At 37.1% G+C, this 24,573-nt stretch carries 22 protein-coding genes and 2 pseudogenes; 15 read left to right on the top strand and 9 right to left on the bottom strand.

What is annotated here, in order from left to right:
- Positions 1-80: 80 nt before the first annotated feature.
- Positions 81-329: a TIGR02450 family Trp-rich protein gene (locus HEQ36_RS24900; protein WP_027400712.1), complete on the bottom strand. Its 249-nt coding sequence runs from the start codon at positions 327-329 to the stop codon at positions 81-83.
- A 632-nt stretch (positions 330-961) separates the two neighbouring features.
- Between HEQ36_RS24900 and bchL the strand changes: the two genes are divergently transcribed.
- From bchL to HEQ36_RS24860, 8 genes and pseudogenes are all read left to right on the top strand, one after another.
- Positions 962-1,828, top strand: a complete 867-nt coding sequence (bchL, locus tag HEQ36_RS24895) for a ferredoxin:protochlorophyllide reductase (ATP-dependent) iron-sulfur ATP-binding protein (RefSeq protein ID WP_039203628.1) — start codon at positions 962-964, stop codon at positions 1,826-1,828.
- A 26-nt stretch (positions 1,829-1,854) separates the two neighbouring features.
- Complete coding sequence (locus tag HEQ36_RS24890; protein WP_168635449.1) at positions 1,855-2,661, top strand: DUF5331 domain-containing protein; 807 nt, start codon at positions 1,855-1,857, stop codon at positions 2,659-2,661.
- A 152-nt stretch (positions 2,662-2,813) separates the two neighbouring features.
- The gene (locus HEQ36_RS24885; protein ID WP_053539104.1) at positions 2,814-4,217 is read left to right on the top strand and encodes a ferredoxin:protochlorophyllide reductase (ATP-dependent) subunit N; all 1,404 of its coding nucleotides are present in this window, start codon (positions 2,814-2,816) and stop codon (positions 4,215-4,217) included.
- 128 nt (positions 4,218-4,345) lie between these two features.
- Positions 4,346-4,819: a DUF29 domain-containing protein gene (locus HEQ36_RS24880; RefSeq protein ID WP_053539103.1), complete on the top strand. Its 474-nt coding sequence runs from the start codon at positions 4,346-4,348 to the stop codon at positions 4,817-4,819.
- Positions 4,820-4,852: 33 nt separating this feature from the next.
- Positions 4,853-5,158 (top strand): annotated as a pseudogene (locus tag HEQ36_RS24875) (hypothetical protein); the annotation flags it as partial.
- Between the two features lie 168 nt (positions 5,159-5,326).
- The gene (locus HEQ36_RS24870) at positions 5,327-5,929 is read left to right on the top strand and encodes a hypothetical protein (protein WP_053539102.1); all 603 of its coding nucleotides are present in this window, start codon (positions 5,327-5,329) and stop codon (positions 5,927-5,929) included.
- 189 nt (positions 5,930-6,118) lie between these two features.
- Positions 6,119-6,778, top strand: coding sequence for a helicase-related protein (locus HEQ36_RS24865; protein WP_290708673.1), 660 nt, complete (start codon positions 6,119-6,121; stop codon positions 6,776-6,778).
- Positions 6,779-7,075: 297 nt separating this feature from the next.
- On the top strand, positions 7,076-7,264 hold the full coding sequence (locus tag HEQ36_RS24860) for a hypothetical protein (RefSeq protein ID WP_027400728.1): 189 nt from the start codon (positions 7,076-7,078) through the stop codon (positions 7,262-7,264).
- Between the two features lie 328 nt (positions 7,265-7,592).
- Here HEQ36_RS24860 and HEQ36_RS24855 read toward each other — a convergent pair whose 3' ends face one another.
- On the bottom strand, positions 7,593-8,477 hold the full coding sequence (locus HEQ36_RS24855) for a GUN4 domain-containing protein (protein ID WP_290708671.1): 885 nt from the start codon (positions 8,475-8,477) through the stop codon (positions 7,593-7,595).
- A gap of 14 nt (positions 8,478-8,491) precedes the next feature.
- On the opposite strand from HEQ36_RS24855, the gene HEQ36_RS24850 reads away from it, so the two are divergent.
- A complete protein-coding gene (locus HEQ36_RS24850; RefSeq protein WP_168635451.1) occupies positions 8,492-10,111 on the top strand; it encodes an RluA family pseudouridine synthase in 1,620 nt (539 codons plus the stop codon).
- 279 nt (positions 10,112-10,390) lie between these two features.
- Complete coding sequence (locus HEQ36_RS24845; RefSeq protein WP_168635452.1) at positions 10,391-11,080, top strand: TMEM175 family protein; 690 nt, start codon at positions 10,391-10,393, stop codon at positions 11,078-11,080.
- Positions 11,081-11,112: 32 nt separating this feature from the next.
- Here the strand turns inward: HEQ36_RS24845 and HEQ36_RS24840 are convergent, their stop codons facing one another.
- From HEQ36_RS24840 to HEQ36_RS24830, 3 genes and pseudogenes are all read right to left on the bottom strand, one after another.
- The gene (locus tag HEQ36_RS24840; protein WP_325064592.1) at positions 11,113-11,892 is read right to left on the bottom strand and encodes a DevA family ABC transporter ATP-binding protein; all 780 of its coding nucleotides are present in this window, start codon (positions 11,890-11,892) and stop codon (positions 11,113-11,115) included.
- Positions 11,881-14,496, bottom strand: a pseudogene (locus tag HEQ36_RS24835) (AMP-binding protein); the annotation flags it as partial. The pseudogene HEQ36_RS24835 and the gene HEQ36_RS24840, both read right to left, overlap by 12 nt.
- Positions 14,378-14,749, bottom strand: coding sequence for an AMP-binding protein (locus HEQ36_RS24830; RefSeq protein WP_168635454.1), 372 nt, complete (start codon positions 14,747-14,749; stop codon positions 14,378-14,380). The pseudogene HEQ36_RS24835 and the gene HEQ36_RS24830, both read right to left, overlap by 119 nt.
- A gap of 522 nt (positions 14,750-15,271) precedes the next feature.
- Here HEQ36_RS24830 and HEQ36_RS24825 point away from each other — a divergent pair.
- From HEQ36_RS24825 to HEQ36_RS24810, 4 genes are read left to right on the top strand one after another with little or no spacing between them, the layout of a single operon-like run.
- A complete protein-coding gene (locus tag HEQ36_RS24825) occupies positions 15,272-15,862 on the top strand; it encodes a TetR/AcrR family transcriptional regulator (protein ID WP_168635455.1) in 591 nt (196 codons plus the stop codon).
- A 50-nt stretch (positions 15,863-15,912) separates the two neighbouring features.
- A complete protein-coding gene (locus HEQ36_RS24820) occupies positions 15,913-17,202 on the top strand; it encodes an ABC exporter membrane fusion protein (RefSeq protein WP_168635456.1) in 1,290 nt (429 codons plus the stop codon).
- A gap of 32 nt (positions 17,203-17,234) precedes the next feature.
- Entirely contained in the window at positions 17,235-18,416 is a 1,182-nt protein-coding gene (gene devC, locus HEQ36_RS24815; protein WP_168635457.1) for an ABC transporter permease DevC, read from the top strand.
- Positions 18,417-18,458: 42 nt separating this feature from the next.
- A complete protein-coding gene (locus tag HEQ36_RS24810; RefSeq protein WP_053539088.1) occupies positions 18,459-19,208 on the top strand; it encodes a DevA family ABC transporter ATP-binding protein in 750 nt (249 codons plus the stop codon).
- Positions 19,209-19,288: 80 nt separating this feature from the next.
- Here the strand turns inward: HEQ36_RS24810 and HEQ36_RS24805 are convergent, their stop codons facing one another.
- Positions 19,289-19,840 (bottom strand): hypothetical protein, encoded by a 552-nt coding sequence (locus HEQ36_RS24805; protein ID WP_168635458.1) that lies wholly within the window; start codon positions 19,838-19,840, stop codon positions 19,289-19,291.
- Positions 19,840-20,946, bottom strand: a complete 1,107-nt coding sequence (locus HEQ36_RS24800; protein ID WP_168635459.1) for an AAA family ATPase — start codon at positions 20,944-20,946, stop codon at positions 19,840-19,842. Before HEQ36_RS24800 ends, HEQ36_RS24805 begins: the two co-directional genes overlap by 1 nt.
- Before the next feature lie 282 nt (positions 20,947-21,228).
- On the opposite strand from HEQ36_RS24800, the gene HEQ36_RS24795 reads away from it, so the two are divergent.
- Entirely contained in the window at positions 21,229-21,756 is a 528-nt protein-coding gene (locus HEQ36_RS24795; protein ID WP_168635547.1) for a single-stranded DNA-binding protein, read from the top strand.
- Positions 21,757-21,803: 47 nt separating this feature from the next.
- Here the strand turns inward: HEQ36_RS24795 and HEQ36_RS24790 are convergent, their stop codons facing one another.
- Both HEQ36_RS24790 and HEQ36_RS24785 read right to left on the bottom strand, forming a co-directional pair.
- Complete coding sequence (locus HEQ36_RS24790) at positions 21,804-22,682, bottom strand: NAD(P)-dependent oxidoreductase (RefSeq protein WP_015078484.1); 879 nt, start codon at positions 22,680-22,682, stop codon at positions 21,804-21,806.
- 353 nt (positions 22,683-23,035) lie between these two features.
- Complete coding sequence (locus HEQ36_RS24785; protein WP_053539085.1) at positions 23,036-24,235, bottom strand: class I SAM-dependent methyltransferase; 1,200 nt, start codon at positions 24,233-24,235, stop codon at positions 23,036-23,038.
- Positions 24,236-24,573: the final 338 nt, after the last annotated feature.

Genomic DNA, 24,573 nt, shown 5'->3' with positions numbered 1-24,573 from the left:
CAAGAGGCAAGAGGCAAGAGGCAAGAGGCAAGAGGCAAGAGGCAAGAGGCAAGAGGCAAGAGGCAAGAGGCAAGAGGGAATTAATGGTTTTCGATAGAGTTTATTTCTTGTAGAGTCTGCCAACCGGCGTACCATTGGGAATTATCTTGTAATAATTTAGCATTTAACCAAAAGCGTACTTGAGGATCACAAGCTGCTACCATTTCCGCATATACCCATTTGCCCTGATTTTTGCGGTTAACAACCTGAAAATGTCGCCAACCATCAACTTTTTTTTGTGCAGTCCATTTAGAACCCAGCAAGTAAGGAAATTTTTGTTTTTTAGTCATTTGTTCGTTGTCAATGGTTAAGAACTTGCTTATCTTCCCTGTTCCCTGTTCCCTATTCCCTGTTCCCTGTAAAGTTTTATATCAGATATTTTATAATTTAATAAATATTTACTAATCCAGGAACAATGGTAACAAAAAGGGAAGCGATCGCTCATAAAATTTCTTTATTGCCAATTTTACGCCTGAATCAGAACACCCGATTTACCTGATCCCCAAATCTCACCTTTATTTTCAACCGACCGTTGACAATACTTTTCTGGCTGCACACACCGTAAATACCAGCAATATCGTCAAGGGTTACAAGAGTAAGCAAATATTATGGAATAAATAGATTTTTGTATATGGATTTTTTTTGTCTTTTGAAACTATTTTTATAAAAACAAAAGATTAAAACTTTAAAAAATAGAATTTTTAGTTCTTTAAGACTAATAAATGGCTTAATAGTTTATAAATAAAGTATTTAATCACTTAAATAGCTGATATCAGCATCTTTCAGATTCTGGTCCCCTTTCCTTTCCAGAGAATTTGCACAATAATGACACTCAAGCACCTCACACATCCCCGAATCAATGTAGATACAGGCAAATGTTTGAGCTAAGAGTTTGTAAAGAAACTATAAGAGAGGTACAACAATGAAACTAGCAGTTTACGGAAAAGGTGGAATCGGCAAATCTACAACCAGTTGTAATATCTCTGTAGCTCTGGCTAAACGAGGTAAAAAGGTCTTACAAATTGGCTGTGATCCCAAACATGACAGCACCTTTACCCTGACTGGGTTTTTGATTCCCACCATTATTGATACCTTGCAAGAAAAAGATTATCACTACGAAGATGTTTGGCCAGAGGATGTAATTTACAAAGGTTATGGCGGTGTTGATTGTGTTGAAGCAGGTGGACCTCCAGCCGGTGCCGGTTGTGGTGGCTATGTAGTTGGAGAAACAGTCAAATTATTAAAAGAACTTAATGCTTTTGATGAATACGATGTAATTTTATTTGATGTCCTTGGTGACGTTGTTTGTGGTGGCTTTGCCGCACCGTTAAATTATGCAGATTATTGCCTAATTGTTACAGATAATGGTTTTGATGCTCTATTTGCAGCCAACCGGATTGCTGCTTCCGTTCGGGAAAAAGCTCGGACTCACCCCTTGCGTTTAGCGGGATTAATCGGTAATCGTACCTCCAAGCGGGATTTAATTGATAAATATATAGAAGCCGTGCCTATGCCTGTTTTAGAGGTATTACCTTTAATTGAAGATATCCGCGTTTCCCGCGTCAAAGGCAAAACTTTATTTGAAATGGCAGAGTCAGATCCTTCTCTAAGCTACGTTTGCGACTACTACCTGAATATTGCTGATCAAATTCTCGCTCAACCCGAAGGTGTCGTTCCCAACGACTCTCCTGATCGTGAACTTTTTTCTCTATTGTCAGATTTTTATCTCAATCCAGTAAAAGTTAAAGCCACAAATGCTGAAGAGGAATTAGACTTGATGATTGTATAAAACATTTTACCTCTCAGGATGGACTTATGGCTTTCTTTGATAGTTTTACCGATTCGATCAAACAAAAGTGGCTGCAATTCTTTCAAGCCAATCGTGAATGGATTACGCTTCAAATGACAGTTGAATCAGTTTATACCCCCGATGGCGGCAAGCGTCCGTCTTCTTACCTCATCCTGGGAGTCATCAATGCTCTAGAACCAAAATTAGCCCAGCTAATGTTCCCCTTTGCCAAACTGAATCCAGATGCGGATATTTTAATTGAAGTTCTGGATTTGCATTTTGACCCTGATATTGCCCTTGGTAATCGTCTCAGCCCCACAGTAGAACCGGAAATGTACTCTCGTTCGTCGGCTGTGGTGGCAGATATGCCTGAATCAGAATCTTTCTCAGTCACTGGGATCAATCTGAATAATTTGGGAACCGAGACGCAAGCCACTTGCGCTATAGATAGAGATCATGAAGGTTTTGGTGGTATTTCTTTATCCGATGAAGGTGTTTCCCATCACTCAGAAGCATCATCCAGATTAGAAGCAATGGGTGATTTTGGTCATACCTCCTTTAATCCGATGTCTTTAAGTGATGAAGACGCTTTTGGAGAGATACCTGATAATGCTTTTGGGGAAATGACCGAAAATGCTTTTAGTGGACTGAATCTATCTGAAGATAATTCTTTGGATGAACTAAATACATCTGAAGAAAATGGATTTGATAATGTAGTTTCAGACATCTGGGGTGATGAAACTTCGCTGCATAATGGTGACGACAATTTGGAAGAACTACCATCTGAAGTTTTTAATGAATCAGAAATGGCTCGTCTCTTCCCTAACAATTAATTGTTGAAAGCAGAATTTAGGTGACAGGTGACAGGTGACAGGTGACAGGGAAGAAAGTAGGGGGAAATGAATAACCCAATCATCAATCACCAATCACCAATCACCAACCATCTACTTTCCAAGTTAAAAAAAATTAAAGGGAGAATATTAATATGACTGTTGCTCAACAGCCTGAAGCTTTAAATTTTGAATGTGAAACCGGAAATTATCACACTTTTTGTCCTATTAGCTGTGTGGCTTGGTTATATCAGAAAATTGAAGATAGTTTCTTTTTGGTAATTGGCACGAAAACCTGCGGTTACTTCCTCCAAAATGCTATGGGGGTGATGATTTTTGCTGAACCTCGCTATGCTATGGCTGAGTTGGAAGAGGGGGATATTTCGGCACAGTTGAATGATTATGAAGAATTAAAACGTTTGTGTGAACAAATTAAACGCGATCGCAATCCTAGTGTAATTGTCTGGATTGGTACTTGCACAACCGAAATTATTAAAACCGATTTGGAAGGTTTAGCACCTAAATTAGAAGCAGATTTAGGTATTCCCATTGTTGTCGCCCGTGCTAACGGACTCGACTACGCATTTACCCAAGGAGAAGACACTGTGTTAGCCGCTATGGCTCATCGTTGTCCTGAAAAGTCTCCAGTATCGGAAACTGAAAAAGGCGAGCGTAACGCCATTCAGAAGCTGATGAATTTTGGTAAGAAAAAAGAAGACATCGCTCAAGATGAATCTGAGTATGTAAATCATACACCTTTGGTGCTGTTTGGTTCTTTACCTGACCCAGTTGTCACCCAATTAACCTTGGAACTGAAAAAACAAGGTATCAAAGTTTCTGGGTGGCTACCGGCAAAACGGTTTACAGAATTACCTGTGATTGAAGAAGGGTATTATGTCGCTGGTGTCAATCCTTTCCTCAGCCGCACTGCTACAACTTTAATGCGTCGTCGCAAGTGTAAACTCATTGGCGCACCATTCCCCATTGGTCCTGATGGTACTCGCGCTTGGATTGAAAAAATCTGTTCTGTATTGGGAATTACTCCCCAGGGTTTAGATGAAAGAGAAGCGCAGATTTGGGAAAACTTAGAAGAATACGTGCAATTAATTCGCGGTAAATCTGTGTTTTTCATGGGTGATAATTTATTAGAAATTTCCTTAGCGCGGTTCTTGGTGCGTTGTGGTATGACTGTTCAAGAAATCGGCATTCCTTACATGGATAAACGCTATCAAGCTGCTGAATTAGCTTTGTTAGAAAAAACTTGTCAGGAAATGGGTTCACCTTTACCAACAATTGTTGAAAAGCCGGATAATTACAATCAAGTTCAACGCATTTATGAGTTAAAACCAGATTTGGTAATTACTGGTATGGCTCATGCTAATCCATTGGAAGCACGGGGTATTAATACTAAGTGGTCTGTGGAATTTACTTTTGCACAAATTCACGGTTTTGGTAATGCGCGTGATGTTTTGGAGTTGGTAACTCGTCCTTTAAGAAGGAATAATAATTTGAAGGATTTGGGTTGGGATAAGTTGGTAAGAGAGGAAGCGCAGGTTTAGATTTTGCGTTTTATTCGGCAATTTTAGGACGAGCTTTTTAGTTCGTCCTTTTTTTCACGCAGAGACGCAAAGAGAGGAGAAATGTTATAATTGGTAAGTTATGCTTTTGATTTAGTGGATAGAGCTATATGAACCATCAACTATATGAACAAGATTTTAATCTTTGGAGAGAAACTATCATTACACAAATCAAAGAAAAACATTTTCATGATGTTGATTGGGAACATTTATTATTAGAACTGGATGATATGGGTAAATCGGAAAAACGGTCTTTCTTGAGTAATTTAACAATTTTAATTGCTCACTTACTCAAGTTAACTGTTCAAGCTGATGCTCCTGAAATGATGAAAGGAAGTTGGTACAGTTCTATTACTGAACATCGTTTTAGAATTAAAAAAGATTTACAAGAAAATCCTTCTTTTAAAAATTATCTGCATGAAGTAATTTCTATAGCTTATGCTGATGCTAGAAAACTGGCAATTAAAGAAAGTAAAAATGCAAAATTGGGAGTGAGAAAACCAGATGAATCAGAATATCCTCTTGATTTACCTTTTAGTTTAGAACAGTTACTAGATGAGGATTTTTATGGAGATATGTTATAATACTAAGTAATTGGACAAAAATATTTACAGTCATTGCAGGGTAATGCTTTAATTCAGGTAAAACAGGCGATTTATGATTGTTTGAAAGCCAATAATTATGACCCAAAAACATTAAGTCATAATCGCCAAAGTCCTTATGTTTTAACTGAGGAAACGGGTATAAATTTAGCTTTGTTATTTCAGACGATTCAACCACTTTCTAAACCTGAAAGAATTGCTAATATTGCCCAAGGTATCAAAGCAATGAGTTATGAGGAATCCCATTACTGGTTTGCTAAGATTAGTAATGGGAAGCGTAGTCAAGCTTTAAAAGCGATTAGGGTATTATTAGGAGATTGAGGTTTGTTAACTGTTGACTGTGGTGTAAGTAGGTTGGCGTTGAAAATTGTCGTTATGGCAAGGCAAAAGGCAAGAGGCAAGAGTGAAGAGGGTTTGGGCGATTTTACGTTTCTTTACACAGTTTGGTTTTATTGTGTTCACCTACTTAATTAATTAAAGGTAATAAAGATGGCTTACAGTGATTTTAAATTAAGTGAAATTATCCAAAAATTTGAATTGACATTAAACGAAGTATCAGGATTATTTGGAGATGTTCCAGAGGAAGAATCTAGTGATTTACTAAGAACAATCCTCAAGGAAAATGTTGATTTAGCTGTTTCAATTAATACAGAAAAAGCCCGTTCTGAGATGATAATTAGTCCAATTTTACTGGAAGTAAGAAGAAAGTTAAATAATGAAATCAGTTTATTTTCTGGGGTGGATTTTAATGTAGATAATCAACAAGGGTTAAATGGTTTTTGCGATTTTCTGATTAGTCTTTCTAAAGAACAGCTTTTTGTCCGCGCACCTGTAATTACATTGGTAGAAAGTAAAAATGAAAACTTGAAATCCGGTTTGGCTCAATGTATAGCTGAAATGTTGGCTGCTCAATTATTTAATGAACAGAAACAAAATCAGATTAAAATTGTTTATGGTGCTGTAACTATCGGTACTATTTGGCAGTTTTTGAAGTTAGAAGATAAAGTAGTTTCTATTGATTTAACTGAATATTATATCAAGGATGTAAAAAAGATTTTAGGAATTTTAATCAGTGCAATTAAGCAGGAATAATTGTCTGAATCAGGATTTCCAGGATTAGAGGATGTACAGGATGGGTTTATTTGTGAGAATCAGGATTAAAGGATTTTGAGGATGTGGGTTTGTGTTTGATATTTTTTTGTCTGAATCAGGATTTCCAGGATTAGAGGATGTACAGGATGGGTTTATTTGTGAGAATCAGGATTAAAGGATTTTGAGGATGTGGGTGAATCTGCGTCAGAAGGGTTAAACTTGCAAAATTGTGGGGTATTAATCAATTATGATATGCCCTGGAATCCCATGCGTGTGGAACAAAGAATTGGCAGAATTGATAGAATTGGACAAAGGTATGAAACTGTCCGCATTCACAATTTTTATTATGATGGCACTGTAGAAGCAAAAGTTTATAGAAAATTGCGCGATCGCATTAACGCCTTTGCTACAGTTGTTGGTAATCTCCAACCCATTTTAGCTAAAGTTCCCACTTTCATTGAACAAGCTGCGATGAGTGCAGATCCAGAAGAAGAGGATGTGTTGATGTCTGAGTTTGACTCGGTATTAAACGCACCTCTCCGCCCAGGAATTGAAGCAATGGTAACAATGGATTTAGATGCTGATTTAGCGGAAATTCAAAAGCCTATTCCACCCACTCCTTTTACACCAGAAAGCATTGAACATTTATTTACCACATCAACAATTTTAAAATCTACTGGGGTGATTTTTCAGCTAAAAGACGAAAAAACGTGGCTACTTACCTATAAAAACCGGGAATACATGATTACTTTTTACCCAGATATGTTTGATGAAATACCTTCTCTGAGATTAATGAATTTTGGAGAACCTTTGTTTGCGGAGTTTTTGCAGATGACACAAAACTTATAGATTTATCTGAAGAATAAACCCAATTTCCAGTTTTATACACCTTAAGCATCTCATTTTTTGGGTTTTAAGGCAATATTTCTGGAAATACCTCAGCTATTATATTACTTTGCTGAACACAACCTACGTAACCGCAAATGTAGAGAATTAAGAAGAGTTGCATCCTCTATAAATCATTGGGTTGATAATATAAAAGTCAGAACTAATTGACGAGAATTTCTAATTCTTGTGTCGTTTTTTAACACAGAAGGTAGGGAGGGTTCTTTCAGTTTTCAGTAGAAATTAAAGGGGGTATCTGTTATGAAAGAATACATGAGTATTTTAGAGGGATTAGTTGATCAGTTGACACTAGCGGCAATTTTAGAGATGCTAGAGCGAATATGCCATAAAAAAGCGGAAAATCTGAGAACTCACTGGAATGATGAAGAATCTGCAAAACTGTGGGATAAAGCAGCTAGACAGATAGAAAATATCAATGTTGATATTTAAATGTTACGAAAAAAAACTCCTAGTTGATGGTTATTTTCAGTTAATGGAAATAACCAACTTTTAATTTTGTGGATAGATAATTACCCCAAAAAGCCAGCGAGTAGTAGTGGTAATAGTATCAAAGCAGACCCAATTAGAACCAGGGTGGCTGGATCAATTTTAATGTGGTTCTTTTGTGGATTACGCATTTAGTGAAGTTCCGAAAAATAGTTATTTTAACACAATCTGAATTCAATAATTATCTGAGCAAAACTAATTTAAAATTTTGAGAACAAACAAAGATATCTGTATTCTTGGTTTGTTCCCTACCCCAAATATAGCATTTATTTTATTTACAATCATTCATGCGAATAAATATCTTGTGATAACAGCCTACTGCTTGTCCAAACCAAAGCCTATCTAAATTTCCCACACAGGCTTTTCCCAAAGACGTTCCTACAGGTTTGGGTAAATATCCTATGGGGGTATCTGTGGATAATTGGAAATGAGATTCTATATGGGTTATATTTTCTGGGTTCCATCCTACTTTTTGACGAAATTTCTGATCTATTTTATAATTAAAATTGATTTGACCATTATTTTCTTGGTTCCAAATTTTAGTTTGGACACTAAAACCAAATCTATTTTCACTAGCATCTAACCACAAATTGTCTATATTCTGTAAAGCTTCACAAGGAAAAGTTTCAATAGCTCTGGTACTTAACCAATTATTATTTTCTCTATTAGTAATTTTCAACATTACTGATTGTGTTTCTTTCGCAGCATCTTCCCAATTTTTAGCTTGTAAATATTGACTCAATTGAGTATAATTCTCTTGTCTATGCTGAGGATGCCAATAAATCCAATTTTGAATTTGATAGGATGAAAAAAAAGATAAAAATGGAATTAAGCATATTATAATTAATATCAAATATCTAGTTGTATAAGCAATAAATTGATGAATTTTTTGGTAATAGCGTTGATTGTTTGTTAGTATAGCCAGTAAATGGGAAATTTTTTTCATATCCTCATCTACAAATAGATATATGAGGAAAAATGGTAAACACAAAAATACCAAAGTGAGGATAAAATTCCCAACGGGATTATTAATAATTTCTGGTGTGAGAATAATTAGAGGTATTGTAAAATATACTAACGTCCATACCAAAAAAAGCTTGCAAATTAAAACAAGCAACTTCAACAAAAATTTATTAACTATCAAATATTTGATCATACTCTATATATTTTATGATTTACCTGCATCCGCTTTCAGATTTTATCTCATCTAATTTGATCATTACTTCGGCACAGCCTAACTATTACTATGAAGGAAAATGCCCCCAAACAGGGGAAATACTCAGATTACCCCGTACCCCTTTAGCGGAAGCTATAGCTAATAATCTGATGCAACAACTTGAGCAAAATCATCTTTATTCCCAGGAGGGAAAAATGTATGGTATTTTGTTGGTTGAATTACCCAATGGTGAACCAAGAGTTATTAAAGCATTTTCCGGTTTATTAAATGGTAATAGTATGCTTAAAGGTTGGGTTTCACCAATTCCTGGTAGGGAAGAAGTGGTTTTATTAGAAACTCAGACCTTAGCCAAGTTAGAAGCCATTAAACAAGAAATTATTAGCCTTGAGAAACTTTCAGAAAGAGAAGAATATAAAACTCTATCTGCTGAATATACTCAACAGTTACAGGCTCTTAGTTTACACCATTATCGTAGCAAACTACAACGACAGACACAACGTCAAGAATTTTGGCAAACTCTCACGGATGAATCTCTGAAAATTGCGCTGGAACAATTGGAAACAGAAAGTCGTCTACAAGGAATTGAACGTCGCCATCTTAAACGTCGTCAAAATGAAATTTTACAACCTTTACAGAAAATTATAACATCAGCAGATCAGAAAATTGCCGTACTAAAACAACAGCGTAAACAACTATCCCGACATTTACAAACAGAAATGCACGCTGCTTATAGCTTAACTAATTTTCAAGGACAATCTTTATCTCTACAGCAATTATTACCAACAGGAACACCAACTGGCACAGGAGAATGTTGCGCTCCTAAATTATTACATTATGCAGCTACTCATCAACTAAAACCTTTAGCAATGGCTGAATTTTGGTGGGGTAATTCTACTGTAGAGGATAAAATACAGGGAGAATTTTATGGCGCTTGTTTGGAAAGATGTCAGCCATTAATGGGATTTTTGCTATCAGGATTAAAGCCAAATCAAGTAGAAATAATTTATGAAGATGAATGGCTAATTGCTGTGAATAAATCATCAGGACTATTATCTGTTCCTGGTCGTTATTTTCATAATCAAGATAGTGTAATCAGTCGTTTACGTCATCTATATAATCAAGAAATAATCGCGGTACATCGTTTAGATCAAGATACTTCCGGGATTCTCTTAATAGCTAAAGATCCAGTTACTTATTCTCAAATAAGTAAACAATTCCAAAAAAGACAAGTATCTAAAGTTTATGAAGCTTTGCTGACAGGTTCTCTAGCTATTAATGAAGGTGAAATTAATTTACCTTTATGGGGAAATCCTGATCATCGTCCTTATCAAGAAGTGGATTTATCACGAGGTAAACCTAGTTTAACTCACTTCCGCGTTATGAACAGAGAAGGAGATTATACCCGTGTTGAATTTGTGCCTTTGACTGGACGGACTCATCAATTACGGGTTCATGCTGCTGATACAAGAGGACTGGGAATGGCAATTTTGGGGGATAAACTCTATGGTTATCATAGTGATACTGATAGATTATATCTGCACGCGAGAGAGTTGAGGTTTCAGCATCCTCATGTAGAAAAAATCTTCCACTTACAGGTAAAAACACCATTTTAATTATAATTAGGGCTTGCTGAAAAAGTGGAAAAAGCCTTAATTTGTAGGTTAGGTTGTGAAACGTGAGCGTTCGCGGAGCAATCAGCAGGATATCTGAATTTGCAAAAATATCTTGACAAACACTTTAGGTTTATTATATTATTTAATATAACGAGCGTTCGATATAGAAACGATAGCTGTTATGCCGAAATTCTTGTTATTTGAATTTTATTTTCCACCGTAAGTTTACTTTGACCCAACGTACAAATTAAAAGTAGCCTGCACTTTTGGATATGACTAATGAATGAAGATAAAAACAATAATTCTGATCAGAAAGAGCCTATTGTCCACCTTCAGAGAATAGCTGATATTATATTCGCACTGGCAATGGCAGAGTGCTTCTTAGCTCTTGATTTTCCTGAAAATCTGCAACAGCCCACAGACTCAGAAATTGTGGCATTTTTACTAGCTCAAATAAAACCACTCACTAGCTACGCGATCGCATTTGTGACTGTTGGTTTCTACTGGCTAGAACATATCAAGCAATTTAAATATTACAAACAAGCAGATACAATTCATATCTCACTCTATTTACTTGATCTGATGGGAATACTTCTGATTCCTTACTCTGACACCCTAGTTATTTATTTTCCAGAAAATGCTCTTGTGAAAATATGCTTTAGCGTCAATACTGCATTCATTGGATTGATATCATTTATTAACTGGAATTATGCGACTTATAAACACCGACTAATTGCCGATGATCTAAATAGTGAAATTATTATTTCTACAAGATGGAAAATCTTGATAGAGCCGATGTTTTCCTTATTAACAATAGGAGTTGCTATTATCGATCAAGGTTGGTGGGAATATGTCTGGTTTTTATTACCAATTCCTTATCTCTGGACAGAGAAGATATTTAGCAAGGGTGCTGTCAAAAATAATCAACAGGCTGACAATAATTATGAAAAATATCAGGACAAGGAGTAGCTAATCATCCCCAAATACTAAATATACTTCGTTTACTGTATCTTCGCCTTAATATTGACATCTTTAAGCTGACCGTCTTCCATATAAATAATACGGTCAGCAATATCCAAAATGCGGTTATCGTGGGTAACAAGCAAAATAGTACAGCCTTGTTCTTTAGCAAGTTTCTGCATCAATTCCACAACATCGCGGCCAGATTTTTTATCAAGTGCAGCGGTAGGTTCATCAGCTAAGACAATTTTAGGCTGGCTAACTAAAGCACGAGCGATAGCCACCCGTTGTTTTTGTCCACCAGAAAGATTTTCGGGGTAGTAACTGATACGATCTCCCAAACCAACAGATTCTAGCATGGCGATCGCTTTCTTGTTGATATCATGATTTAGATATTCATCATGCAATTCCAAGGACATCCGCACATTTTCTTGGGTAGTTAAAAAGGTCATCAGGTTGTGCGCCTGAAAAATATAACCTATTTGACGGCGCAATTTAGTTAACTGTTGTTTATTTGCTCCACATATTTCCTGTCCTAAAATTTTCAAACTACCTTCTTGAGCAGAACGCAAACCACCCATTAAAGTCAAAAGGGTAGTTTTACCTGAACCGGAAGGTCCAGTCATAATCACAATTTCACCAGGTTGAATATCCAAATTAATGTCAAATAATACTTGTTTACGTAGCATACCTGATCCAAAATAATGATTCAGGTTACGCACTGAAATTACAGGTTCGGAAACAGGGAATGAAGAATCAGTAGTAACTGATTTAATTGTATGAGTGCGGCCGATTGACGAAGCTATGGCAGTGAGGAACATTGTGACTCCAGCTGCTACAAATAATCCCGTCAAACTGAATTCTACTAACACTCCAGAAACACCTTGAGAGAAGGGATCAAGAGCTACCGCAGCGAACATTGTCAGTCCCATCATTCGTCCCTGCATATTTGAGGCTGTATTTTGTTGCAGCCAAGTCATGCCCAGTACAGTGACAGTACCACCTCCTATCCCCATCAAGGCAATTATTCCCGATGCTATCCAAAAGTCCTGGACAAATCCTAATGCTATTAGTCCCGCACCCAGACCATAGCACAGTAAAACAAGAGGGGTTTTGAGATTCTTAATTGCACTCATTTGACTGGCAACTAAGACACCAATTAATGCACCTATACCGTAAGCGGATTGTAGATAACCAAATGTTGTGGCATTACCTCCAAACTTTACATTATAGCGCTCTTCTTCTAGTCCAAAACGCTTTTTAGACATATCACCGATGATGATTTGTACACGATTTTCCCATCCTTGTAAGAGCTTGACATCGAACTTTCGCGCGGTTTTCTTGATTCGTTGAAGACCTGCTTCCTCTGCTTCCTCATTGGCTGCTCGAACTAAACAAGCAATATTTAGATCGGTACTGTCAAGGAGTTCTTTCAAGAAATAAGTACCGACAAACCCAGATGCTCCAGTTAGTAAGCAAGTTTTGGTTTGAGTGTTCTGGCTGAGATCAGCTTTGTGGTCACGATTACGGAGAAGATATTCTAAGGCATTTTCTATCTCCACATTAAGAGGTTGACTATGGGTAAGTCTCACTTTCAACGAGTCTTCATTAGAGATAACACGAGCTATGTCGTCAATCATCCCCAAGAAAGTATTGGCGTAGAAAAAAGCTTCTGTAGGAATTTGACAACCCAGTTCTGCTTCCAATATGCTATGAATCTCAATGATTTTCAAAGAGTCAATCCCATAAAAGAAGATAGACTTTTCTACATCGAAATCAACCATCCGCACTTCATATTTCTTAGTCAGAATCTGGATGAGACTGGTAAAGACCTTCAGGTGCATTGGACTCATGGAAGTTATGCGTTCAAAGGTCTTTTCAATGTTCAACATACTAATTCCTCCTGGGGATTGATTTGTAGATTTGTTTTGAGGCCATTTAGCTAAAGCATCGGTACAGCCTTGAAGAAACTCTTGCTTACACTGTTGTCTACGAATTTTGCCACTAGATGTTTTCGGGAGTTGCATATATCCTAAAAACACGATTTGGCGTAATTGGATCTCGAAGTTCTCTCCCACCGCGACAGAAATAGCTTCTACCAGTTCTTCCAAATAACCAGATCGCCGTAGATTGATGACACCAGCTTTTGTTAATTCAGCAAAAATCACCAAATCCTCTCCAGTCTGACCGGGAACACTGAAGGCCGCAACAGAACCGGAGCGAATATCAGGATGTGTTTCTTGAACACAAATCTCAATGTCTTGGGGATAGTAATTCACACCATTGATGATAATGATGTCTTTCATTCGGCCTGTAATGTATAGTTCGCCCTTCTCGTCAATAAAACCCAAGTCACCGGTACGGAGGTAAGTCTGATCATCATCTGGTAAAGAAACAAGAGTTTTTGCTGTGGCTTCTGGATGGTTGTAATAACCAGCCATTATGTTAGAGCCTGTACTCCAGATTTCCCCAACATGATTTGGGGGTAATACGCAATTTTTATCAGGATCGACGATATAAATTTTTTGGTCTAGCCAAGGGAAAGGGAAGCCACACCCGACAAAAACCTTTTCCTTACTTTTGTCGGTTGGCTCTTGAGCTATGTTTTGCTGACCCAATGTCATCCAGTCAACAGCTTTAAAAACTGGATCTTTATCAACGTATCCAGAAGATATGTAGACTGTAGCTTCAGCCATACCATAAGCAGGGAGGAACATCTTTGGCTTGAATCCGTTAACCGCGAACTTTTCTGAAAAATCCCATATAGTTTGTGGATTGATTGGTTCAGCGGCGTTAATTGCCATCCGTAGAGAAGATAAATCCAGTGTCTGTTGATCGCTGGGCTGGATTTTATCAACACATAGTTGATAGGCAAAGTTTGGTGCGCCTGTATATTCTGCCCGGTATTTAGTGATGGCACGTAGCCACTGTATTGGCTGGGAAGCGAAAGTTGATGGCGCAAGTAGGACACAATGAGCGCCACTATAGAGGCTACACAACAGATGGGCGACTAAACCGAGATCATGATAGTGTGGCAGCCAAGATACGAAGGTAGAATCAGAATTTGCCTGACTCATTGCCACAATCATCTCTAGGTTATTGAGACAATTGGCATGGCTGATCATCACACCTTTGGGTAGTGAAGTTGAGCCAGAAGTAAACTGCAAGAATGCGATCGCTGATCCATTGATCTCCGGTAAAGGTAAGTTCTGAGAGTTTGCCGGCTCAACAATCATGTCTGTTGGTACATAAATCAGATCCTTTGGCCAGTTTTCTTCCTTACTCAAAGTATCCCGAAAAGCTTGTTCATCCTTGCCAAGAAGTAGTATTGCTGAGGCTTCTGTGGCAGAAACAATATCTGAAATCTTCTTGTTGGAACGATTGCGTTTTGGGATATGGATAGGTGCAGGTAAGAACCCCAGCATAAAGGCAACCGAAGAATGCAACTATAAATTCAATTCCTGGTGGATAAAGTAAAATCGCATTACGTGATTGTAGTCCTTCAGACAATAATCTTTGAGCTATATTAATCACCTGGGAATACATATCCCCGTAGGTAATATAACTATCTTCTGCACCGTTAATATCGAGCATTGTATAAGCCCTACGGTTAGGTTGTACCTTAGCTCGGTAGGTAAGTAACTGATCTAATGTATTCAAGGCTTTAAATTCTATCATCTAAGTAAAACCCTATGACTTATGTATCAACAAAAATCATGAACAATAAATTTGAGATTTTCAGACACTACAGTGTGATTTTTTCACAATTAGTAAGAGATTATAGTCATTTGCATTCGGTTGTAGCATAGCATTAGCTCAAATTATTTGTATACAACGGGTGTATTTGAATATGATATTATTATCATAGATATCTATGTATTACTTAACCTATCATTATATATGACTTAACTACTGTAAAGGTTCACTATAATGTGCATAAACTAAAATCCTTCATTTCAGGTTTTTAGCGATTAACTTCCGATCAATAGTGATAGCGAAGTGCTGCTGCAAGCAGTTCGCTCAAAAAGCATCACAAAATCACGTTGAAATGCCCGAAACCCATACCTCATGGTTGAGCTTGTCAATGCGTAAATCCTATTGAATTAGGATATCTGAATTTGTAAAGATATCTTGACAAACACTTTAGGTTTATTATATTATTTAATATAACGAGCGTTCGATATAGAGACGATAGCTGTTATGCCGAAAATTGTTAATCATGAACAATACCGTAAAGAATTACTCAATCAATGTTTTGATTTGTTTGCTGAAAAAGGCTATGCAGCGATTACTATGCGGCAGATTTCTGCGAGTTTAAAGGTTTCCACAGGTACGCTATATCATTATTTTCCCAACAAACAAGCTTTGTTTGAGCAATTGGTGGAAGAAATTAGTCAGCAGGATATCATTACAGCTTTAACAGAATTTGGAGAAAAAAATAACTTATTAGAATTGATGGAAGCTTTAGGTCAATATCTTGTTAAAAATGAGGATTACCTAATTAAATGGACTTATTTGTGGGTTGATTTTTGCCAACATCAAGACTCAAAAATAATGCTAACCAATAGCACTGTTTTTAAACGGGCTAATCAACGATGTCAGCAGTTAGCCTGTGATTTATTAGGTGTTCCAGATGTAGTATTAGCATCTTTTGTTTTGAGTTTTGTGAATGGTGTGGTTTTAGAGAAATTGTGGGGTAATGAGAACATTGATTTTCCTGAACAGTGTAAACTTTTGGGAAAAATGATTACAGCATATTTACAGCAAAAAGTCCAGGTTGAAATTAAATAATTAACTGGCAGTAAATACCGATAAATTTATTTTGTGGTTAGGTAGTGAAAATGAGTTATAAACTGTCGTTCAAGTCCCCAAGTCCAGGTTTGATTGGTTTAATGGTTGCGGCTACTACGATTCCATTAGGAATTGTTATTTATGGAGTTTCTAGTTTTGGACAATTGGGTAAAACTTCTGTCACAGAATCAAAATCAATTGTCCCTGCTCCTCAAATAGTTACCGCTTTAGGAAGACTAGAACCAGAAACGGAAATAATTAAGTTATCTGCACCTTTAGCATTGGATGGCGATCGCATTTCTGAACTATTAGTTAAAGAAGGTGATAATGTTAAAATCGGACAAGTAATTGCTATTTTACAATCCCGTGATCTATTAAAAAAATCTGTGATTCAATCCCAGCAACAAGTGAAAGTTGCTAAAGCTAAACTCGCACAAATTAAAGCTGGGGCTAAATCAGGAGAAATTCAAGAACAGTCAGCAATTGTGGAGAGAATTAAGGCACAATATGCAGGAGATCAACAATCCCAACAGGAAAATATTGCCCGCATATCAGCCCAATGGGAAGGTGATAGAATTGCCCAAACAGCAACTATTAATAAACTAACCGCAGAACTCAAAAATGCCGAATCAGAATATAAACGCTATGAAAAGTTATTTTCTGAAGGGGCAATTTCTAATTCTGTAATTGATGGTAAACGTTTAAATGTAGAAACTGCTAAACAGACATTAAGTGAATCTCAAGCTATTCTCAACCGCATTAATACTACAGCCAATAAACAATTAGCAGAAGCTAAAGTTGCTCTCAATCGGATTAATGCTACTAGTAATAAACAAATTAATGAATCTCAAGGTAAACTCAATAGTATTGCTGAAGTTCGTCCTGTAGATGTGCAGTTAGCACAAACAGAAATTGAAAGTGCGATCGCTAATCTAAACAGGGCAAAAACTGAACTAGAAGCAGCTTATATTCGCGCCCCTATGACGGGACAAATTATCAAAATTCATACTCGCGTCGGTGAAAAAATTGGTGATGAAGGGATTGCTGACTTTGCCCAAACTAACGCAATGATGGCAGTAGCAGAAGTTTATCAAACTGATATTAGTAAGATAAAATTAGGACAAAAAGCCATAATTACCAGTCAAGGATTTACAGGAGAATTACAAGGTACAGTCCAGCAAATTGGTTTACAAGTCAAACGCCAAAATATTTTTGGTGATCAACCAGGAGAAAATTTAGACAGTCGCATTGTCGAAGTAAAAATTCTCCTCAATCCTGAAGATAGTAAAAAAGTTTCCGGCTTAACTAATTTACAAGTGCAAACAGCAATTAAATTGTAATTAATTTCTCATCAAGATGCATAAAAAAACTCATGATTAATAAAATCTTTCGGAAAACGCCCCTAGCTTGGCGACAATTAATGAAGGAAAAAACCCGGCTAGTGGTTGCAGTTGCGGGAATTACCTTCGCAGATATGCTGATATTTATTCAGATGGGTTTTGAAAGTGCATTATTTGATTCTGCTATTCAACCTCATCGCAATTTACAAGCAGATTTAGTAGTAACAAATCCTCAATTTCAAACCCTATTTTCAGTCAAAAGCTTTTCTAGAGAAAGACTTTATCAAGCATTAAGTTACAACGGTGTAAAATCAGTCAGTTCTATTTACATTAGTACCGGACAATGGCGCAATCCTCAAACTAAAATAGATCGATCTATCTTAGTTTGGGGTCTAGATCCATCTGCACCTGGTTTAAAGTTTCCTGAACTGCAAGCAAAGAAAGATGATCTTAAACAATTGAATCAAGTTATATTTGATGAAGCTGGTCGTCCAGAATATGGAGAAATTGGCAGTACTTTTCGAGCAACTGGGAAGTTTAACGCCGAATTAAGCGGCAAAAATGTCAGTGTTAAGGGTTTATTCCAAAATGGTGCTTCCTTTGCTGCTGATGGTAATGTCGTCACTAGTGATTCTACGTTTTTACAATTATTTCCTACTCGCAAAGCTGATCAAATTGAAGTTGGGTTAATTACTCTTCAACCCGATGCTGATCTTGAAAAAGTCAAAGCACAACTACAAATAGGACTAAATCCAGATCCTAAAAATCCCTTTGTTGAAGTTGGTACTCCCGAAACATTTGCCCAAAAAGAAAAAACTTATTGGGCTAATGGGACAGGGATTGGGTTTATTTTTAGTTTGGGTGTAATAGTCGGTTTTATTGTTGGTATTGTCATTGTTTATCAAGTGCTATATTCTGATGTTTCTGATCATTTACCAGAATACGCTACTCTCAAAGCAATGGGTTACACTGATAATTATCTATTGCGAGTTTTATTACAAGAAGCATTGTTTTTAGCTGCATTGGGTTATTTACCTGCATTTTTCCTATCTTTTGGGTTATATCAAGTTACATTTGCCGCAACTCTTTTACCAATATATATGAAGGTAGATCGGGCAATTAATGTTTTTTTCTTAACAGTAATTATGTGTACTGTTTCTGGCGCAATAGCGATGCGAAAACTCCGTTCTGCTGATCCGGCGGATATTTTTTAAACTGACTCACGCAAAGGCGCAAAGGCGCAAAGGGAAGGAACTATGTCATTGGAAGTTACAACTATTGCTTCTGAAGTTATTTCTAGTTCAGAAACAGTTATTTCTGTTAGTAATCTCAATCATTATTTTGGTAAAGGTGCGCTACAAAAACAAGTCTTAGTTGATATTAATTTAGAGATTAAGGCGGGAGAAATTGTGATTATGACTGGTCCTTCGGGTTCAGGCAAAACTACCCTATTATCATTAATGGGGGGTTTACGTTCTGCCCAAAATGGTAGTTTGCAAATATTAGGACAGGAAATGTCTGGTGCAAAAAAAGGGCAATTAACTAAATTACGTCGCCAAATTGGTTATATTTTTCAAGCACATAATTTGATGAGTTTTTTAACAGCCAAAGAAAATGTGCGGATGTCTTTGGAGTTACATGAACATCATCTCAATGGCGATATTAATGCTAAAGCTACAGCAATGTTAGAACACGTCGGTTTAGGAGAACGGGTTAATTACTATCCAGAGAATTTATCCGGTGGACAAAAACAACGGGTAGCGATCGCCCGCGCTTTAGTTAGTCATCCCAAAATAGTCTTAGCAGACGAACCGACAGCTTCATTAGATAAACAATCGGGACGTGATGTGGTGGAATTAATGCAAATGTTAGCCAAAGAACAAAACTGTACTATCTTATTAGTCACCCATGATAACCGCATTCTGGATATAGCTGATCGGATTATTTACATGGAAGATGGACAATTAAAAAGTGATGGAATAGATATGGGAGTCAAAGTAAATTGACACTTATTTATAATGAATAATAACACAGTCGCAATTTCAATATTGAATCAATAAACTTGCAACAAATGAGAATTGATAACTTATCCAATTAATGGCAAAATTCTCTGTAATTCTCCACAAGCAGCTTTTAAAGAAGGTGGTGCATTCTCATCCAAATTACCTTGAGAACACTGGTTGACTAATTGCTCAACATAGGGTTTGCAAATAGACTCATTTTTGTCGAATTTTGGATATGGCTTTTCAGCTTGTTCATCAACATTTGTACCTTGTAAATAATATATCCAAGTTTCAATATTTCTTTTAGGAACAAAAATTGCTATGGCTTCACTAGGTTGACGAAGTTGTTGTGAATTTTCTATAAGTGCATCATCTAATTGCTTTAGTCTTTCTTCGACTGTTTTTTTATCTGCATCAATTAAAACAATGAGCATTCCTGAAAGATAATTTTTGCTACGATATGCTTTGACTTCTTTAGGATAATTATCTCTAACGAACTGCTCACCTGCTCCTTCTAGACAGATTTTAGGTTTAATATTTCCAGTAAATCCTCTTTTTTTGAGGAAATGACGAGCAAAAACTTCTTGTTGTCTATCCTCACACAAAATGACAATCTGCACTCTCCGCTGGCTCATTATAACCATCCCCGCGCAATCAGTTCTGAAATCTTTAATCCTGAATCATCAGCTTCTTCATTACTGATTTTTCTCACTCTTACAGGTGCATTACTTTGACGTTCAAACCAGTAACCTATTGGTGACGCTAAAAGATAATTAATACATTCGGGATGATGTGAAATTAGTAAGGCTTGTAACTTTCCTTCATCACAAAAATCATACAGTTGAAGTAGCCAAGGTTGAATTTCTGGAAGTGCTAAAAAGTTTTCTGGTTCATCTATACATAAAGTATAATCTTCTGATTGAGTACAATATAAAAGAGTATATAGAGCAATTACAACTCTTTGACCATCAGATAATTCATTAAAACCATATTCAATAATATTTTTTCGATCTGAATCATGGGCAAATCTTAATTTGAGAATTGCAGATTTATCTCCATAGTGTTCAAATTTGAAACTTACAAAACCATTTAAAACTTGTTTTAGTCCTTGTATTAATTCAGCTACTTTACCCTGATCTTGTGAAATGTAACGATACCAAGAAACATAATTATCCATAGATGGAGTTAATAATATTTGCTCTTGTTCGCTGATTGAAGAAATTATAGAAGGAACAATTTTTACAATAATGAATCGCTCTATCCTTTTTTTGAACCATGTTAGCTTTGTATTATCTTGTCTTGGGAGAAAGAAAGGTAATATAGATTGTGACCAATCAAATGGATATTTTGGACCGGGTATATAGTCATCATTAAATGATTGCACTTCCCCCTGTTCAAAATTCAATAAAATTTGATTATTAAACATTAATCTTTCATATTGAACACAACTATATTCTGGATAATGTTGAATTGCCAGTTCATATTTATAATTACCACCATTACCATCTATTTCTAACTCAAAACGTTGAATTGGTAAACTTTGCCAACGAGTGGATCTAAAATTTTGAAAAATTCCTTCTACCTTAAAAGAGCCAAGGATGAAACATTGAAGTCTCCATAAAGCTTCAAAAACAGTGGATTTACCTGAACCATTACCACCAAGAAATAGATTAATTGCATCAACATTAAGTTCAAAATTTACCAAACAACCAAAATTATCAATGTAAATACGCTTTAACATAAAATCTTTCCTCCTAACCAAACACTATAATACAATGCCCATTACAATCATCACATAAATTAAATTAATCATATAAATCACAGTCCAGACCGTAATATAGTACAATTGTTCTATACAGACAAAACATAATGCTCGTTCTAGTCAAGTGTAAGATAGAAAAACAATGATTGCCTACGGTACGCTATGCGAACAGTATCATCATTGTTTTAACTAATTATGCTTGACTTTTCTTGTGAAGTTAAATTCACCGTGAGAAAAAGTATTAAAAATCAGGAGAAATTGATGAACAGTTGTATTTTGATGGCAGAAATTTACGATAATCCCCAACTGCGTCACACACCAGATGGGTTAGAAGTTACAGAAATGATCGTTCACGTCGCGGGAGCAAAACCAGATGATCCTTCCCATCCCTTGAAAGTCGTAGGTTGGGGAAATTTAGCAAAAGAGATTCACCAAAGTTATCATCAGGGCGATCGCGTTATTATTGAAGGGCGCTTAGGCATGAATACAATTGATCGCCCCGAAGGATTTAAGGAAAAACGCGCAGAATTAACAGTCCAAAGGATTCACGCCATCGGACAAGGTACTTATACCAATTCACCACCAGCAGCCACGAGAACCACACCAGCCTATGAAACCCCTGTAGCGCCACCAACCTACAGCCAGACTAATTATGAATCAAACTATCCGACATCAGCCCCAATGCCCCAGGTAGCGCCCTCTCAACCGACATACCAACCCGCCCCTGTGCAGTCTCCATCCCCTGTAGGAGTTACGCCAGAACCCGATCCAGATGACATCCCGTTTTAGTCATCACCTTTGTAGAGACGTTCCATGGAACGTCTTTACAATCTTTTTCAACCTCCACTGACTTCACCCCATTCCCGAATTGCTGGAAATACGGATGAATAATCATCTTCTGGATAGGACATTTTCATAGTTGCGTGTAAGATTTGCCTTACACCCTCAATGCTGTTGAGATTCAAACCCAAGGATTTTGCTTCCGAGATAAATAAATCTATTTCTTTGATCAGTTGTTTTGTCGGTAAGTTAGCGTTATTGTAATTGCCATCTAACATCCGCCGCAAATTTTGATCAAAAGTAGGCGCATAAAGTTTACTTTCGCGCAGAACCTGCATAAACAAATCAACATCAATGCCTTGCAACTGGATATATGCCAGACTCAGAGCAAAGCTAGTTGTGAGAGAAGCAATCAGTTGATTGAGCGCCAGGGTGAGGTTTGATGCCGAACCCACAGCGCCTATATATACAGGATTTTCGCCAAAATGTTGGAGTAACTTTAAATGACGCTGATATTGTTCTTCCTCTCCACCTACCATGACAATTAACTTGCCAGTTTGAGCTTCGGGAATACTACCGAGGACAGGTGCTTCTATATATTCACCACCAGCCGCAACTACTGTATCTCTGATTTCTTGGCTTTCTAAGGGATTAATTGTCCCCATTTGAATGATGCTGCGTCCTGATAAAGTATGCCAAGAAGTATCTGTCAGAAGTACATGATAAATAGCTGCGGCGTTAGAAAGCATTAGCACGATACAGTCAGCAGCACGGATGGCTTCGCGGGGTTTTGTCACAATTTGCGCCCCTGCTTTCCGTAACGGTTCTAATTTTTCTGGGGTGCGATTATAGGCAATTAGTTCTATATCGGTAGCTAATAACCTTTGAGCCATCGGTAGTCCCATCAATCCAGTTCCCAGAAATGCCACCTTCATGTTTTACGTTCCTTTGTCAGTGGTCAGTTGTTATTTGTCAGTGGTCAGTGGTCAGTTGTCAGTGGGTACGGATAATTGGAAGAATTTATTACCCATACCCAATTAATTTTGACTTTTGACTTTTAACTTTTGACTTCCGCGAAGCGGTACTAGCCTCCAGCGGCAAAAGTCACCATAATGATTATGGAAAGTAAGAGTCCGGGGGACAGTAGAGTTACTAGCACTAACAGATCATGAGCAGTCATAATTATTTCTCTTGGGTAGATTTTTGACTTTAATCATCTCTGTTATGCTAGTGCAAACAAGGCTGATACAGGATTGTTAAAGAGATTTTTAACCTTTCTCTTTGATCTCTACTCTGGTACGACTAATCCCTGGAGTGGTTGTGATGCTTCTTGTTCAGTTAGTCCCTGGCTTTGGACTAAAACGCCAAAGTTGCCTAGTCCTCCTGGGTTAATTAGTTGGTGTAATCCTTCTCGGCGTTGTAGCAACTGTGATATTGGTTGCTGTTGAGAGGAGAGTGCAGCTAACCTTTCACCTATTCCCAATGCCATCAAAAATAGCCCTTGCTGAGTCCAACCCATGTTTTTGAGTCCGCACCGTTCACCCCAAGATGATAAGGCTGTAAAGTCAACATGGGCTGTGATATCTTGTTGCCCAATATTGATATAAGGATTATCATGATGACGATGCTGGTAGTAGCACTGGAGAGTTCCCTGCGATCGCCTGGGGTTATAATAACGATGAGCAGGGTAGCCATAATCAATTGTTAGCACATACCCCCGTTCCAAGCAGTCTGCCACTATACCCAACCAGTTCAAAGCTGCTAAATTAATTTCACTACGATAGCCATTTTCATAAGTATTTTGGCTTAAATCAATGCCTACTAACTTAAAATATTCTCCTAATTGTGGTGTTGATGGTTCTCCTATTACTTCAATAAATAGAGGATCACGGATGATCTGGATTTCACTGATTTCACGGTTTAATTCGGCAAGGGTGACGTAAATTTCCCGCAATTCTCCTGCTGCTAAAATAAATTGGTGGACTGGAAAAGCATCTACTAATTCATTGGAAAAGAAGCAGCCGTTAATAGATTTGGAGGGAATTTCTTCCAAGTTACACCAATCAACAGCAAAATCTTGTAACCGTTGTTGTTGTTCTTGTTTTAAACTTTGTGATTTTTCAACAATAATATATTTGACTGCGCCAAAAAAATCTGGGTACTCTTGCTGTATATAATTGAGAATATGGGATGCTAATATACATTGTCCTGCCCCCATTTCTACCAAATCAAAATGTATAGGTTGATCTAAAATCTCCCACATTTGGTAAAATTGCTTTGCTAGTAATTCCCCAAAGTCAGCGCCTAAACTGGCAGATGTGAAAAAATCACTACCGCGAAAGCCGATTTTGATGGCATCACTAGAATAATAGCCATGTTCTGGGTGATATAACACCATATCCATGTATTGGGCAAAAGTAATTCTTTTTTGAGGGCTGGTGATGATACGATGGGCTATGGCTTGACACAGTGGGGAATGGGAATCCATAAAATTCAATGTATATTTCCTAATATTTTCGCACTCCTAACGCACCTTTGCTAATCTTCCTAATAATGTGGCTGGAAGTAAAGGATATTTAGGTAATTTGGGGATGAGAAAATCAGGTAAATCAGTATTAAAAGTTGCATTTGTCTGAATCAGGATGTCCAGGATTTGAGGATTTACAGGATGTTTTTGAATGATGGTTTGTAGAGATGTTGGGGATTTCTAGGATGTTTTTTGATGATTTTCCTTAAATGATTATAAACCATCTAAAAATTACCATCCTGTACATCCTTTAATCCTAGTTATCCTGATTCAGACAAATACAACTTTCATCACCAACA

The sequence above is a fragment of the Anabaena sp. 54 genome (assembly GCF_017355725.1).
In the GTDB taxonomy this organism is placed as follows: domain Bacteria; phylum Cyanobacteriota; class Cyanobacteriia; order Cyanobacteriales; family Nostocaceae; genus Dolichospermum; species Dolichospermum heterosporum.
Note: the sequence above shows the minus strand (reverse complement) of the source record. Positions and strands in the feature narration are given on the sequence as shown.